13 protein-coding genes and 1 pseudogene are annotated in these 15071 nt (G+C 44.2%); 12 read left to right on the top strand and 2 right to left on the bottom strand.

From position 1 onward, the window contains the following. The first annotated feature begins 40 nt into the window (after positions 1 to 40). The 4 genes from FRZ06_04650 to FRZ06_04665 all read left to right on the top strand — a co-directional run bounded on the left by FRZ06_04650 (position 41) and on the right by FRZ06_04665 (position 5608). Positions 41 to 2413 carry an FAD-dependent oxidoreductase gene (locus FRZ06_04650; GenBank protein ID QOX62686.1) on the top strand — a complete coding sequence of 791 codons (2373 nt, stop codon included), beginning with the start codon at positions 41 to 43 and terminating at the stop codon, positions 2411 to 2413. Positions 2414 to 2539: 126 nt separating this feature from the next. Continuing rightward, on the top strand, positions 2540 to 3055 hold the full coding sequence (gene nuoE / locus FRZ06_04655) for an NADH-quinone oxidoreductase subunit NuoE (GenBank protein QOX62687.1): 516 nt from the start codon (positions 2540 to 2542) through the stop codon (positions 3053 to 3055). After that, the gene (locus tag FRZ06_04660) at positions 3048 to 4841 is read left to right on the top strand and encodes an NADH-quinone oxidoreductase subunit F (GenBank protein QOX62688.1); all 1794 of its coding nucleotides are present in this window, start codon (positions 3048 to 3050) and stop codon (positions 4839 to 4841) included. The genes nuoE and FRZ06_04660 overlap by 8 nt, the downstream gene beginning before the upstream one ends. 5 nt (positions 4842 to 4846) lie before the next feature. Then, complete coding sequence (locus FRZ06_04665) at positions 4847 to 5608, top strand: hypothetical protein (GenBank protein QOX62689.1); 762 nt, start codon at positions 4847 to 4849, stop codon at positions 5606 to 5608. Positions 5609 to 5721: 113 nt separating this feature from the next. Here the strand turns inward: FRZ06_04665 and FRZ06_04670 are convergent. Further along, positions 5722 to 6096: pseudogene (locus tag FRZ06_04670) on the bottom strand (CatB-related O-acetyltransferase). Positions 6097 to 6227: 131 nt separating this feature from the next. Between FRZ06_04670 and FRZ06_04675 the strand changes: the two are divergent. The 3 genes from FRZ06_04675 to FRZ06_04685 all read left to right on the top strand — a co-directional run bounded on the left by FRZ06_04675 (position 6228) and on the right by FRZ06_04685 (position 9719). Continuing rightward, complete coding sequence (locus FRZ06_04675) at positions 6228 to 6794, top strand: TetR/AcrR family transcriptional regulator (GenBank protein ID QOX62690.1); 567 nt, start codon at positions 6228 to 6230, stop codon at positions 6792 to 6794. A gap of 212 nt (positions 6795 to 7006) precedes the next feature. Continuing rightward, positions 7007 to 9385 (top strand): endopeptidase La, encoded by a 2379-nt coding sequence (gene lon, locus FRZ06_04680; protein ID QOX62691.1) that lies wholly within the window; start codon positions 7007 to 7009, stop codon positions 9383 to 9385. A 121-nt stretch (positions 9386 to 9506) separates the two neighbouring features. Further along, on the top strand, positions 9507 to 9719 hold the full coding sequence (locus tag FRZ06_04685; protein QOX62692.1) for a DUF1858 domain-containing protein: 213 nt from the start codon (positions 9507 to 9509) through the stop codon (positions 9717 to 9719). A gap of 114 nt (positions 9720 to 9833) precedes the next feature. Here the strand turns inward: FRZ06_04685 and FRZ06_04690 are convergent, their stop codons facing one another. Further along, positions 9834 to 10838, bottom strand: a complete 1005-nt coding sequence (locus tag FRZ06_04690; protein ID QOX62693.1) for a uroporphyrinogen decarboxylase — start codon at positions 10836 to 10838, stop codon at positions 9834 to 9836. Between the two features lie 309 nt (positions 10839 to 11147). Between FRZ06_04690 and FRZ06_04695 the strand changes: the two genes are divergently transcribed. From FRZ06_04695 to FRZ06_04715, 5 genes are all read left to right on the top strand, one after another. Continuing rightward, the gene (locus FRZ06_04695; GenBank protein QOX62694.1) at positions 11148 to 11603 is read left to right on the top strand and encodes a CGGC domain-containing protein; all 456 of its coding nucleotides are present in this window, start codon (positions 11148 to 11150) and stop codon (positions 11601 to 11603) included. Then, positions 11563 to 13017 (top strand): PLP-dependent aminotransferase family protein, encoded by a 1455-nt coding sequence (locus FRZ06_04700; protein ID QOX62695.1) that lies wholly within the window; start codon positions 11563 to 11565, stop codon positions 13015 to 13017. The genes FRZ06_04695 and FRZ06_04700 overlap by 41 nt, the downstream gene beginning before the upstream one ends. 276 nt (positions 13018 to 13293) lie before the next feature. Next, positions 13294 to 14022, top strand: a complete 729-nt coding sequence (locus FRZ06_04705; protein ID QOX62696.1) for a hypothetical protein — start codon at positions 13294 to 13296, stop codon at positions 14020 to 14022. A gap of 80 nt (positions 14023 to 14102) precedes the next feature. Then, complete coding sequence (locus FRZ06_04710; GenBank protein QOX62697.1) at positions 14103 to 14561, top strand: GNAT family N-acetyltransferase; 459 nt, start codon at positions 14103 to 14105, stop codon at positions 14559 to 14561. A gap of 67 nt (positions 14562 to 14628) precedes the next feature. Then, on the top strand, positions 14629 to 14928 hold the full coding sequence (locus tag FRZ06_04715; GenBank protein QOX62698.1) for a hypothetical protein: 300 nt from the start codon (positions 14629 to 14631) through the stop codon (positions 14926 to 14928). Positions 14929 to 15071 lie beyond the last annotated feature (143 nt).

Below are 15071 nucleotides of genomic sequence, written 5' to 3' on the forward strand. Positions count from 1 at the left end.
CATAAATTGGATTATAGTAGCTTTTAAAGTAGGAGGTCCTATGGAAACGAACCTTTTTGAAGCATGTGAAACCTGTCTGCAGGATGAACCTGCTGCAACAACTGCCAGGTGTCCGGTCCATGTGGACATAGCGCTGCTATGCAGTGAGCTGGAGAAGGGTGAATTCAAAAAGGCGTATAAAGTACTGGAAAAGAGAATCCCCTTTGCGGGTATTATCGGAATGATCTGTGACCACCCTTGTGAGACAGTCTGCGTCAGAACCCAACTGGACCAAGCGGTACAAATCCATGATTTAGAGCGGGCGGCGGTGATGTATGGCAGAACTCCCTTAAAGAAAATCGCATCTGCTCCAAAAAAGAATGGAAAAATAGCTGTTGTCGGCGGCGGGATCAGTGGCATAACCGCCGCCTTCGAGCTGGATAAACGAGGCTTTCAGGTAACGATATTTGAGGCGGATCGAAGGCTGGGAGGACGAATCTGGGACTATGAGGGCAGCTTGATTTCAAAAGAACTGATCGAAGAAGAGCTCAAGCTCATCGGAAGAATCGGCGTCAGGGTAGTTTATAACAGCAGCATCGGAACTGGTGAGTTAAAAAAACTGGCACAGGAGTATGATGCCGTCTATCTTGGCACAGGACGATGGGAATCAGAGCTCTTCATCAATCAGGAAACCTTTCAGATCCTCGACTGGCCGATCTTTGCCGGAGGCAGGCTTATCAATCAAGAAAAGTCTGCTGCTGGCAGAAGTAACGACTCCGTTATTGATTCGGTAAGTACTGCCAAGCGAGCGGCTCTTTCCATCGAACGATTTGTAAAAAAGATCTCGATGACCGCGTCCAGAGAAAGAGAGGGTTCTTATCAGACACCGCTTGTGTATGATATGGATGATGTGATCACCGCTCAAGCAACGATGAAAACCGGTGAGACCTATACCGAAGAGGAAGCAATACAGGAAGCGGGACGTTGCTTGAAATGCCGCTGCGTGACCTGTCTGAAAGCGTGTAGTCATTTGCAGCACTTTAACGTCACACCCAAGAGCTACGGCAGGCAGATCCAAATCAATGAAAGCGTAATCATGGGAACCCGCTATGCAAATCCGATGATCAACTCCTGTACCCTGTGCGGATTATGTAAGGAGCAGTGCCCCTTGGGCATTGGAATGAAGGAGCTGGTCAGGGAAACAAGAGAGAGCATGGTGGAAAAGAATAAGATGCCACCTTCTGCCCACGATTTTGCTTTAAGAGACATGGAATTCAGCAACAGCAGCCAGTTTTATCTGGTAAAGCCCCCGCCGTCAGAGACAACATATAAACAATTGAGCAGAATGGAAGCTGAGCAAGGCAATCCGAGCAATCAGGGAGTGACGATATCAGCCGAAAAAGTAAAATACTTGTTTTATCCCGGATGCCAGCTTTCCGCTTCCTGTCCAGACTATGTGGAAAAGTCCTATCGATATCTGCTTGAAAAGAAAACAGATGGTGTTGGCCTTATGTTGGGCTGCTGCGGCGCTCCTGCGGACTGGGCGGGAAGAAAGGATATGATGGCGGAGAGTACCCAAAGAATTCGCAGGGTATGGAGTGAATTGGGTGAGCCCATCTTTATTCTGGCGTGCTCAAGCTGTATTGGAACGTTTGAACGGTATCTGCCGGAAATACCGTATTTTTCTTTGTGGGAGGTTCTAGAGCAGTTAGGTCTTCCGGAGGAGGCTGTAAGTGGAAAAGGCCGAAAATTAAATGTTCATGATTCCTGCAGTACGAGAAATAACCAGGCAGTGCATGAGTCGGTGCGAAAGCTTGCTTTTGATCTGGACTATGAGATAGAAGAACTCCATTATTCAAAGTCGAGAACCAAGTGCTGCGGCTATGGCGGGTTGGTATATTTTGCGAACAAGGAGCAAGCGGAACAATTTGCTGTAGAACGTATCCTGGAAAGTGGTAAGGACCTGCTGGTCTACTGTGCGATGTGCAAGGATCTTTTTATTGAAAAGGGAAAGCGAACCTTTCATATCTTGGATCTGATATTCGGAAATGCCTCCGATGCGGATGCGCTGAGAACCATGCCCAATTTATCTGATCGTCATGAAAACAGAGCAGTATTGAAGCGAAAACTACTGCGGGAGCTATGGGGAGAGAACGAAATGGAAGAATTGAAGCAGCCCAATGATTGGAATCTCCAGATTCCGCAGGAAATCTGGGAGCGCATGGAAAAGAGATTCATCCTTCTTGAGGATATCAAAAAGGTGATTGAACATGCAAAGGTCACTGGAGAGCGCTTCTTTAACCCCGAGGATGAGAGCTATCTTGCCAGCCATAGGATCAAATATGTAACCTATTGGGTCAGATTTGCCGAACAAGAGGATGGAATTCATGTCCTCAGCGTTTACAGTCATCGAATGGAGGTTATGAAGGAATAAAATCAGGATCTGAGGATGAATAAGCAGAAGCTATAAAAAATATGCAAATACTATGAAAAGATAAGAATGGCAGTTAGGTGAATCGAACGGCGCCCTTTCAAGACGCCGGTTTAAGGGGGCGGAACAATGGAAAACGAACAAAGGATCAAGGAGATTATCATAAAATATCCTGCGGAGCGGCGTTTTTCTCTCGCAGTTATGCAGGACATCCAAAGAGCCTTTAATTACATACCGAAGGAAGCGATGATAGAACTATCAGAATACCTGAACGTCCCGTTCAGCCAGCTTTACAGTATGGCTACCTTTTATAAAGCATTGAGTTTGAATCCGAAAGGAAAATATGTCATCAAGGTCTGTGACGGAACAGCCTGTCATATCCGCTCTTCCATGGTCATCCTCTCTGAGCTCCAGAAGCTGCTGGGGATCGAGGCAGGGGAAATCACTGCGGATGGGCTTTTTTCTGTGGAAACCGTCAATTGCCTTGGTGCTTGCGCTCTTGCACCGGTGATGGTGGTCAACGGCGAATACCACGGCAAATTAACGCCGCAGGACTTATCCTACATTCTTGACGGTTATAGAGAAAACTCTGAAGTTCCGAAGGATGATTTGAACCTCAACAGGGAGGGTGAAGCCAATGTATAACAAAACAGTTAAAGTGTGCTGCGGAACGGGTTGTTTGGCCAATGGAAGCAATCAGGTACTGGGGGCCTTGCGGAAAGAAATTGAAGCGCAAAGACTCGATATCGAAGTCGTTCCCTATGTGAAAGCCACCGGCTGCAACGGACTTTGTGAACGAGGACCCATTGTTAAAATTGAGCCGGATGATATTGCATACTATCATGTCAAGCCGGAGGATGTGGTAGAAATCGTAGAAAAAACCGTGATAAAGGGAGAGGAGATACCGAGGCTGCTTTATCTTGATGTAGTATCAAAGCAGAGAATTCGCTCTCATAAGGATTCGGACTTTATTAAGAAACAGACGAAAATCGCGCTCCGTAACATTGGTGAGATTGATCCCAGCCAGATCCAGGACTATGTGGATGCCGGCGGCTACGCAGCTTTAAGGAAAGCTGTTTTTGAACTGTCACCAGAGGATATCATCAGCGAAATGAAAGCCTCTGGTCTGCGGGGAAGAGGCGGGGGAGGTTTCCCCACCGGAATCAAATGGGAGACCTGTTACAAAATCAAAAGAGAGCCTAAATATATCATCTGCAACGGAGATGAAGGTGATCCTGGCGCATTCATGGATCGAAGTGTTATGGAGGGAGATCCTCATACGGTACTGGAAGGCATGATTATCGCAGCTGTTGCGCTAGGTGTTCATCATGGATATATCTACATCCGGGATGAATACGGCTTGGCTTTGGAAAACATGCATAAGGCCATTGAGCAGGCTAAAGAGCATCATTTTCTCGGAGACAATATTTTAGGGAGCGAGCACAGCTTTGATCTTGAAATTGTCAGAGGCGGGGGTGCTTTTGTTTGCGGCGAGTCCTCTGCACTGATGGCATCCATCGAAGGCAGAGTCGGAGAACCACGGGCAAAATATATCCGCTCTGCTGAATACGGTCTTTGGGGACAGCCAACCGTCTTAAATAATGTGGAAACTTGGTCGAATATTCCGGTCATCATTCAGAATGGAAGCAGTTGGTTTAATGAGATTGGAAGCCCTCAGAATGCGGGAACAAAGGTATTCTCTCTTGTGGGAAAGGTAAAAAATACCGGCCTTGTGGAAGTTCCTATGGGTATTACGCTGGAGGAGCTAATCTTTGGAATTGGTGGCGGAATCACAGGCGATAAGGAGTTTAAGGCTGTTCAGACAGGGGGACCGTCCGGAGGCTGTATTCCAAAGGAACTGCTCCACCTTGCGGTAGATTTTGACACCCTGGAAGCTGCAGGCTCCATGATGGGTTCCGGCGGCATGATTGTCACCGATGAAAGAACCTGTATGGTGGAATTTGCCAGGTACTATGTCTCCTTTCTTGCTGAGGAATCCTGCGGAAAATGTGTATCCTGCAGGGAAGGAATCCGGCAGATGCTGAAAATTCTCACTGATATCTGTGAGGGAAAAGGTCAGCTGCAGGATCTGGACCTGCTTACGGAAATTGCTCACACAGTTGAGCAGGCATCTCTATGTGGGTTAGGGAAGACGGCACCTAACCCAGTGATGAGTACATTGAAGTATTTTAAAGATGAATATCTGGAGCACATTACAGAGGGAAGATGCAGAGCGGGAGTATGTAAGCCACTGACGGAGTTTATGATTGATCAGGAGCTTTGCATCGGCTGTGGACTTTGCAAGAAAGGCTGTGCTCCTGATGCGATACAAGGGAGCTTGAAACAGCCGCATGTGATCGATCAGGGAAAATGCATCAAGTGCGGCAACTGCATTGATCGCTGCAGGTTCAAAGCGGTAAGGGTGAGGTGAGATCGATGGAAAAATTGAACGTAATCATAAACGGAAAGGAATGCAAGGCAGATAAAGGGGAATTTCTGCTGGATATTGCACAGAGAAATGGAATTGTCATTCCTCATCTATGTCATCATGAATCTCTCAGAGGCCAGGCAGCCTGCAGGTTATGTATTGCAGAAGTCAGGGAAAACGGACGGAAGAAGATCGTAACCTCATGTATCTATCCTGTGATGAAGGATTTGGAAGCCGAGACAGAGACGGAAGAGATCAGGGAAATGAGAAAAGTCCTCATCGGATTGCTTGCAGCAGAAGTACCGGAAAACGCTGCAATCGCAAATCTAGCCGAGGAATACGGCAGCGGTGACGAAATACGCTTTACTAAGGATTATGGTAATCATTGCATTCTCTGCGGTCTATGCGTGAAAGCCTGCGCTGAACTTGGATGTAATGCCATTGCTACGGTGAACCGCGGAATTACGAAGAAGGTCTCCACACCTTATGACGAGCCTTCAACCGCTTGTATCGGCTGCGGCTCTTGTGCCTATGTCTGTCCAACAGAATGCATCAAGATTGACGAACAGAGCGGAATAAGGACGATTTGGAACAAAGAATTTCAACTGATTCGGTGTAATTGCTGCGGTCGATATTTTATGACGAAGGCGGAACAGAAGTATCTCCGTCAGAAATGCGGTAACAGCCAAGGGGAACTGGAGATGCTCTGCAAGAATTGCAAGCAGGCAGAGATGGCGAAAAAAATCATTCAAATCGGAATGGAGCTATGAGCAGCTATTTCTGACCTTATAGCTGCAATGGCAATCAAACAATTGAACTCTAAGAGGATATCGATCCAAACTGCAATACAGGCAAGCTTACAGAAGATAGGCTTGCCTGTTTGTTATTCCGTTAATTGAGCGAACCCAGTTTCCGTTAATTGATCTAGGCCTGCTTTCGATGTTAGCTTTTCAAGATGATGAAATAACTTTTCATCGTCCCAGTTCCACCATTGAAGCTTTCGTAAAAGCTCGACTTTTTCATCGCTGAATCGCTTCTTTATAAATTTAGCTGGATTACCACCATAAATCGTGTACGGTTCTATATCTCTTGTTACAGTAGAGTTAGCAGAAATAATGGAACCATCACCAACCTTAATTCCTGGCATGATGGTAACATATTGACCAATCCAAACATCATTGCCTATGACGGTGTTGCCCTTGAAAGGAAGCTGGTCTATTTCAGGCGTCACCTTTTCCCATCCACATCCAAAGATATTACGATTATAGCACATATGATATATCAATATTCTTTTGACTGATATAAAACTACTGTTTTACTTTTGGCATAAAAAGCATATTGACATTAAATGAATGATCGTTTATTATATATTTATTTAGAGGTGTTAACATGAGAAAAAAAGATGATGAGAAGGAAAAAAGCATAAAAGAAGCAGTGGTGAAGCTGATTCTCCAGGAAGGCTTTCATGGTACTTCCATCTCCAAAATAGCGAAGATGGCGGGTGTGTCGCCGGCCACGGTCTATATCTATTTTGAAAATAAGGAAATCATGCTGCATAACATATACAATGAATGTGCAGAGGAGATTTACGAGTACCTTCTGGACAGGGTGAACCGGGGTATGGCCGGCCCTCAAATTCTGGAGATATTGATCCGCAGCTATTACAGCTATATTAGAGAAAACAGAGAGATCTTCAGTTTTGTGGAACAGTTTTCAAATTGTCCGTCTCTTGCGAACGGATGTTCTGAAATCAAGGGCATCTGCAACATCAATGATCTGATCATTGAGATGAAAAACAGCCGTATTATCAAGAACTACAGCAATGACAACTTACTGGCCATCATGTTCTATCCTGTGAAAGCCATTGCAGTTGACAATCGAAGAAGCGACGCCGAGCGATCGGATTTGCTGAGAGAAATGATCACCATGATTCAGGATGCTTTATTGGCAGAATAGTTCGCTCGATTTGAAATTAACATTAGAATAATGAATGTATTTTGCGATTAGAACCTGTGTGAATCAAAAGACAAGGGTAGAAAAAACCAAAAAAGGAATTAGCTTAAGCAGTTAATGCGGGATATTTTGTGAAAACTAAACACAGGAAATCTCGCAAATATTTCAAGATATATTAAATGAGCATTCACTTATGAATGCGGAAAGGGGATACCATGATAAATTTTGAAGAGAACAGCAAAAAGGGAATTGTAATTCCTGTCTCAAATACAGTTTTGCTTCCGGGAGTAACCTCAGTGCTGAGAGTAAGCAAGCTTAGTGCAGAGCAGCTACTGCGTCTTGAGGAGGATGATACTGCAAACATTGCGCTGCCGCTAAAACAGAATTTTAGTAATAAGTTTCCGCAGGAAGAGGACTTCCACAAAATCGGCGTTTCATTTCATATCAATGGAATTGAAAAGACAGACAGAGGATTTCAGTTATCCATTAAAATAGAAGACCGGGTGGAGATAAAAGAGCTAAAGATTGAAAATGATACCATCTTTGCAGAATATCAGGTCAGCCCGGAAGATCAGGATCTCACCGATCAAAGCAGAGACGAAATTCTGGAGTATATGAAAAAGGTCACACGGGAAATCAGTGATAAATTTACCGGTGGAGAGCATTACATCAAAATCGTCGATGAATTTAAGGAGCTGAATTCTCTCATCGTCTATCTGGCTCAATTTTTACCTCTTTCCAATGAGGAAAAGTATGGACTTTTAGAAACTCCTTCGATTAAAGAAAAAAGCCTGCGATTCATGGATCATCTTCTGAAGCAGAAGGAAGCCATCGAGCTGCAGATCCAGCTTGCTGAGAAATTCTCTGAAAAAGCGAACAAGCATTATCGGGAAACCGTGCTGAAAGAGCAGCTGAAAGTGATTCAAGATGAATTGAATGAAGGGAAGCCGGAAGGAAAGAAGGAGACGGATTATCAAAGCAAAATTGAAGAAGCACAAATGCCTCCGGAAGTTAAGAGTGCAGCCCTTGAAGAACTGGATAAACTCCAGTCGCAAAGCTCAAATAGCCCTGAGTACAACGTGATCCGCAATTATTTGGATCTCCTGGTACAGCTGCCGTGGAAAAAATCCGAACCAAAACCGGTAAACCTCGGCGAAGCAAGACGAATTCTTGACGAACAGCACTTTGGCTTAGATAAAGTCAAAGACAGAATCATTCAGCATCTGGCTGTCATGCAGCTGAAGAAGGACAAAAAAGGTTCCATTCTACTCTTGGTAGGTCCTCCCGGTACAGGGAAAACAAGCCTTGGGAAGAGCATTGCAGAAGCCCTCGAAAGAAAATATATAAGGCTTAGTCTGGGAGGCATCCGGGATGAAGCAGAGATCAGGGGACACCGCAGAACCTATATCGGTGCTATGGCGGGCAGAATTATACAGAGCATCAAGAAAGCGGGAGAGACCAATCCGGTTATGATTCTGGATGAAGTTGATAAGCTTATGACAGGGGGATACAGCGGAGATCCTGCCAGCGCATTGCTGGAGGTACTGGATCCAGAGCAGAACAATACCTTTACAGATCATTACCTTGATCTTCCATATGATTTGTCAGATGTGTTTTTTATCGCAACAGCAAATTCGACGGAAAGTATTCCAGCACCGCTGCTTGACAGAATGGAAGTAATCCAGATCTCAAGCTATACCATTGATGAAAAGTTCCATATCGGAAAGGATCATCTGGTGCCTGCGGTATTGGAAGAGCACGGACTTACACCGGAGCATCTTGTGGTAGAAGATGAAGTTCTTAAGAAGATCATCAGTGATTATACCCTTGAAGCAGGCGTCAGAGGCCTTAAAAAACAGCTTGCCGGACTGGCAAGAGTTACGTCGGAGAAGATTGTATCCAACAAGGTAGAGCTTCCGTACAAAGTCAAGATGGATCAGCTGGAAGAACTACTGGGCAAACAGGTTTCAAGACACGATAAAGCCCAGACAGATAATCCGCCCGGTGTTGTGACTGGACTTGCGTGGACACCTGTCGGTGGCGAAATCTTATTTATAGAAGCGACGGATATGCCGGGAAGCGGTGAAGTAATGCTGACCGGAAAGCTTGGTGATGTGATGAAGGAATCCGCAAGAATTTCTTTGAGCTTGCTGAAATCGAGACTTCCGCTGAACTCAATCAACTTTAAGGAGAGGGATCTTCACATTCACGTACCATCAGGTGCCGTTCCAAAGGATGGGCCTTCTGCAGGGATTGCGCTCTTCACAGCACTCGCATCACTGGTAACAGGGATTAAAGTTGATTCGAAAATAGCTATGACGGGAGAAATTACCCTGAGAGGGGCAGTGCTTCCCATTGGCGGACTCAAGGAAAAACTGCTGGGAGCACAGCGCGCTGGAATTACGAAGGTCTTGATTCCAAAGGACAATGTCACCGATCTAAAGGATGTACCGGAGGAAGTAAAAGAACAGCTGACGGTCATTGCGGTCGAAACGGTGGAAGATGTCCTGAAAGAGACCATTGGGATATCCATGCCAAGGGTTGAACACGTCTTTTCACAGCAAGTAAGCGGACTGCTGCCGTTTCAGGGATAAGTAAGTAGTTTTGCTTTCAGGGATAAGAAGAGATTGACTGGGGGTTTGGGAAAATAACCATTCAATAAATAAGGGAACCATTAAAATACGAATAGATCACAGAAAGAAAGAGGGACATAACATGAGTTTTACAGTAACAAAGAACACATTGATCGGAGAGATTCTCAATGCGGACAGAACCACAGCTCCATACTTTTTAGAAATGGGAATGCATTGCCTTGGCTGCCCGTCTTCTTCCGCGGAGAGCCTGGAAGAAGCCTGCATGGTACACGGTGTTGAGGTGGAAGACCTTATCGGAAAATTAAACAATCACCTTGCTAGCAAGGAAGCTTAATTGTATCCAGGAAATCAGCCGTTACTGGCATAATTTCCCCACACAATTGATTCCAATCAAAACGCCATTGGAGGTATTCAATGGCGTTTTGGTATTTTTGTATTTTTTTGGATGTTATAGCTGCTCTGTCAACGCTTCGAATACAGCTTTTAAATTCTCAGGGGGTGTATATTTGGGAACTTCACAGCCTGCACTCATGATAAGATCCGCACCTCCAATGATGAGACTGTTCCGGACATGCTCCTTGACCGTTTCGGGATCGCTGTCGAGAAGCACAGATACCGGGTCAAAGTTGCCGCAGACGAGGGCCTTCCCTCTGATGGCTTCTACAGCGGTCTTCAAATCCACAAGATGATCGATATCGATGATTTCAGCGCCACTACCTGCCATCTGGTCGAGCAGCGCCGTAGTATTACCGCAGATATGCAGTTTTGCCTTCGCTCCGGCTTCATGGATCACTTTGATAAGCTTTTGCTCTGCAGGAAGAACGACCTCCTTGTAAAATTTAGGACTAATGAGGGAAGCGGCTGCATCACCGATACCAATCCATTGTGCTCCTTCTTTGATTTGCGCTTTCGCAAATAGGATGCTTTGTTCCAGACAGATTTCTACCAGTTCATTGATGAAATCAGGATTTTTCTTAATATCATACATGAGCTGGTACATTCCTCTGAGATCATTTGCCTCGGCAAATGCGCCTTCTACCCAGCCAAGAATCGGAATTTCACCATTGCATTCCTGTTGATAGAGAGAAACTGCCTTGAGACGGTCACACATTCTTTCTGACGATGCGGGATCGATGGTTTTCAGCTTTTTAACATCTTCATAATTTTTTATATAAGGATCGGTACAGCGGGGAACATCGTCCTCGAGTATGATGACTGTACCTCCAAACCCTGCGGTTTCCCGAAAGGGATCTGAGATTGCACTAACCATATCAATCCCAAAGTCTCGGCAGCAGGTTAGGTTTCCTTCCACGAGATATCTGTAATCTGTACAGTACTTTCCATATGGGATATTGATATACTTGGCTGCAAACTGCATGATAATGTTTAGATTTGGAACACGGTCGACAGGAAGTTTTGCTAGTCTGCTTTCAACTCTTTCCATACTGTTCATGGGCAAGCCTCCTCAGAAAAAATGCCTTGTATCAAATTGATGATCAGTTTTCCTTAATGCTGTAAATTTCGAATGAAAGCCGCTGTCTTATTAGATACTGTCAATGTAACATATAGATTGGGTGGATTCAATCAATTTCATAATCATATAAATTGGCCCTATCAAAATATAAATAACTGGCTCTAGTAATCATTCCAGATTAGGCGTAAAATGCTGTTAATACTAGTTGACAATTTAACTTATCATTTATTGAACCAGTATCGTTAAAACCAAGAGGATCATATTCAATAGGAATCAGGAGGCTGAATCATGGAAACAAAATCGGAAGCAAAATATGTATTTATTATTCAATGCGAGATTGCCAGACAAAGGTGCAGCGGTTTCGCATGTACAAACGGATTCTACAACAGAGATGACGTATTTCAGGGGTATGATGACGGAGTCAGATATATTGCAATCACCTGCGGGGGTTGCTGCGGTGCAGGTCTGGCGGCCAGAATGGAGCATTTTTCAAACAAGCTTCGGAAAACCGATGTGACAAAGGATGAGGTAGCGGTTCATCTGTCCTCCTGTATGGTTACGGACAATTACCACCACGATCGATGTCCACACACTGAATATATCAAAGGTCTCATCATCAAAAAGGGATATAAAAACATTACTGAAGGCACATACATAAGCAAGACTGCTGAGAAGAAGCGGGAAAAAGGGGAATATAAGCGGTATGCTGATACTACAGAAGGAATCAAAACAAGCCTTATATGAACAAATCTATGATCAGCTGAAAGAGCAGATCCTAATGGGTAAGCTAGCAGAAAACAGTACACTGCCTTCAACAAGGAGTATGGCAAAGCAGCTGCAAGTGAGCAGAAATACCGTAGAAAGCGCATATCATCAGCTCTGTTCTGAAGGCTATCTATCCAGCAAGGCCTGCAGCGGTTATCGGGTTGAAAAAATTCAATCCAATCTGATCTATGACAATCCTCATCACGATTATCATTACCGTGATGAACATATTGTGTCTGAAGAAGAGAAAAACGAGCAGGGGACGGCTGAGATCCAAATATCGTTTCAGTATGGGCGGCTGGAGTTTGCTGATTTTCCGATTAGAACCTACCGGAGAATCATGAATCAGATTCTGCTCTCTTCTGAGATCACTAACATTTCTGCCTATAACAACAGAATTGGGGAGCCGGAACTCAGACAGGAGATTATGAAATATCTCTATGCTTCCCGAGGCGTAAGGTGCACACCGGAGCAGATTATCCTCTGCTCCGGTATGCCCGCCTGCATCAGCCTGATCAGTCAATTGATGATGAAGCATACAGCGGAAATTGCGCTTGAAGAGCCCTGTTACGATACCGTAAGACATACATTCCGAAACCACGGTCTAGGTATTATTCCCGTAGATGTTGGCAAGGATGGAATTACTCTTGAAATACTTGAGAAGTCAGGAGCGAAAGCAGTCTATGTAACTCCCTCCCATCAATTCCCTACAGGAGTGGTGATGCCTGTAAATAAAAGACTTGCTCTCATCGAATGGGCGGAGCAAAACGATGCATTTGTCATCGAGGATGATTATGACAGTGAACTTCGGTATAACAGTAAACCGATTCCGTCTCTGCAGTCAATGGACCGGAAAGGGAGGGTCATCTATATCAATACCTTTTCCAAGGCTTTTGCACCGGGGATGCGGCTTAGTTTTATGGTATTGCCTGCTGCATTGATGGAGGAGTATCGTCTTTCTTTTGGCAGATACAACTGCTGTGTGCCCTGGCTGGAGCAAAAGATCATGAGCATTTTTATGAAGGAAGGGCATTGGGTAAGGCATCTTAGGAAAATCAATGTGATCAATAAAAAGCGCCATGATACGCTGATCAGCGCCATTCATACCAGCATGGGCGAAAAGGTGAGGATTTACGGCAGGAACGGCGGGCTACACATTATTCTCGAAGTGAAAAATGGAATGAAGGAGGGGGAGTTGATCAGTACAGCCCTTGCAGCAGGCATCAAGGTATATCCGGTATCCGGATATTATGCAGACTACAGCAGAGCAAAAGGGAATCAGGTACTGATCGGATATAGCAGTCTTTCAGAGGCGGAGATAGAAACAGGAGTCCGCATCTTAAATGAGGTCTGGTTTCATGATGGACATAATCGGAAAATGAAGGCTCTTTGAAATCATATTCCAGAAAATAGATTTGACTGCACAGCATTTCTCTGTTAAGCTTAAATGAATTGAATAAAAAAATTGTTTTCTAGGGTTCCGTAATAGTAATATTAGACTGGTCCGAGAGAAAACGCACAATTGATACAAAATTGTGTACACGGAGGGATAAAAGCCTAGGAGTTTAACATGACTCCTGGGCTTATTTTTTTTACTGAAATAAACTAAAACGGGAAGAGATTGCCGTTTTGATCAAACGATCGTACGTTTGAGAAAAAGGAGGACAAAATGCTCGGATTATTTCTATCTACTATTTTAACAAGTGCAGCAGACAGCTTGAATCCAATCGCTATCACGCAGCAGTTTGTACTGCAGGGCATGGTAAGAAAACCGCAGCACATCTGGTATTTCATTCTATCCATTGCACTGACTAACCTGGCAAGCGGATATTTGGCTTATTACGGACTGCTTGCCGTCTTTGGGAGCTTTGCTGAGAAACTCATCGCAGGGTTTGGAACACATTTGTTTGCAGCAGAATTGATGCTTGGAATTACTTTTCTCATGTTGTGCTGCTGGCTCATTCAAAATCAAAGAATCCAGAAGCTGAAACTACAGCTGCGTTCGGCTTCGGAAGAAAGGGAGCGGCCATCTGCTGAAGAGGCAGCTGCGAAAAAGATTAAGTCCGTTTCTCCCATTGCACTGGTGGTGCTTGGAATCGCTGCAACGATATCGGAACTATTAACGGCTTTGCCTTACTTCGCTTTTTTAGGAATTCTGTTTCAGTATCAGCTGTCGCTGGGAGAGCTTACGGGTTTGCTGCTGGTGTATAATACGATCTATTCTTTGCCGTTGATCTTTTTATATATTGTTTATATGAGAGCGAGAGATCAATTCGACAGACTTTACCTTTGGATGAAGCAGAAAATGTCAGTGGTTTCGGGAGGAATTGCGCCAGCTGCAGCAGGATTGATTGGTAGCCTTTTGGTATATCATTCTCTATCCATCCTGGTAAGATAATGGTATAATGAATAAATGAAACGAAATCCTCTGATTTTGTTGTCGGATGGATACATTGAAATACTTAAAGGGGATTGTTTATGGAAATCAGAGAGTATCTGCCATCAGATTGCAACGAGATGGCGGAATTATTTCACCGAACAGTACACTCAGTCAATATAAGAGATTATACCAAAGAGCAGATTGATGCATGGGCCTCCGGCGATTTGGATCTCGACGTATGGAACCGATCATTCCTTGAACATGATACATTGGTTGCCATAGCGGGCAGCATGATTGTGGGCTTTGGTGATATGGATAAAAGCGGATATCTAGATCGTCTCTTCGTTCATAAAGATCACCAGCGCAAGGGCATTGCTGAAGCACTCTGTAATCAACTGGAAAGCCGGAACTCTTCAAGATGCTTTACGACTCATGCCTCGATAACCGCAAAGCCTTTCTTTGAAAAAAGAGGGTATCAGGTAATCAAAGAACAAAGTGTTGAACGCAGAGGGGTATTCTTTAAGAACTATGTTATGGAAAAAAATATTCGTTGGTGATTCAGGATAGAATAAAATGATTAGAATCATATAATGCCATTGGCGGAATGAAAAGAGGGGGTAGCGTATGAAGAAAAAAATTATGATACTTGGAATTCTTTGTGCGGTTATGATTTTTACAATGACAGGCTGTATTCCGGGAGATGGAACGTATACGCCGGATAAGCCTGCAGGATTTTTCTGGGGAGTCTGGCATGGCTGGATTGCACCGATTTCTCTGATCTTGGGCTTATTTCAAAATGGGATAAGGGTATACGAACCGATGAATACCGGATGGTGGTACGACTTTGGTTTTTATATTGCTGTGATCAGTGGCTTTGGGGGTTTATCTTTATCTCGCAAGAAAAAGAATTCTAAAAAGGATTAGCAGAATTTAGTCAGCATATTTGCACCAATTTTTTAGAATACGATGAACCTAGAATACGCGAAACCAGTTTGATTTGTATTCGAGGTATGATATACTGATCCCATACCCATGGGGGTATCATGAAATCAGAAAGTGGGTGATAA

The sequence above is a fragment of the Clostridiales bacterium genome (assembly GCA_015243575.1).
Lineage (GTDB): Bacteria > Bacillota > Clostridia > Peptostreptococcales > Anaerovoracaceae > Anoxybacterium > Anoxybacterium hadale.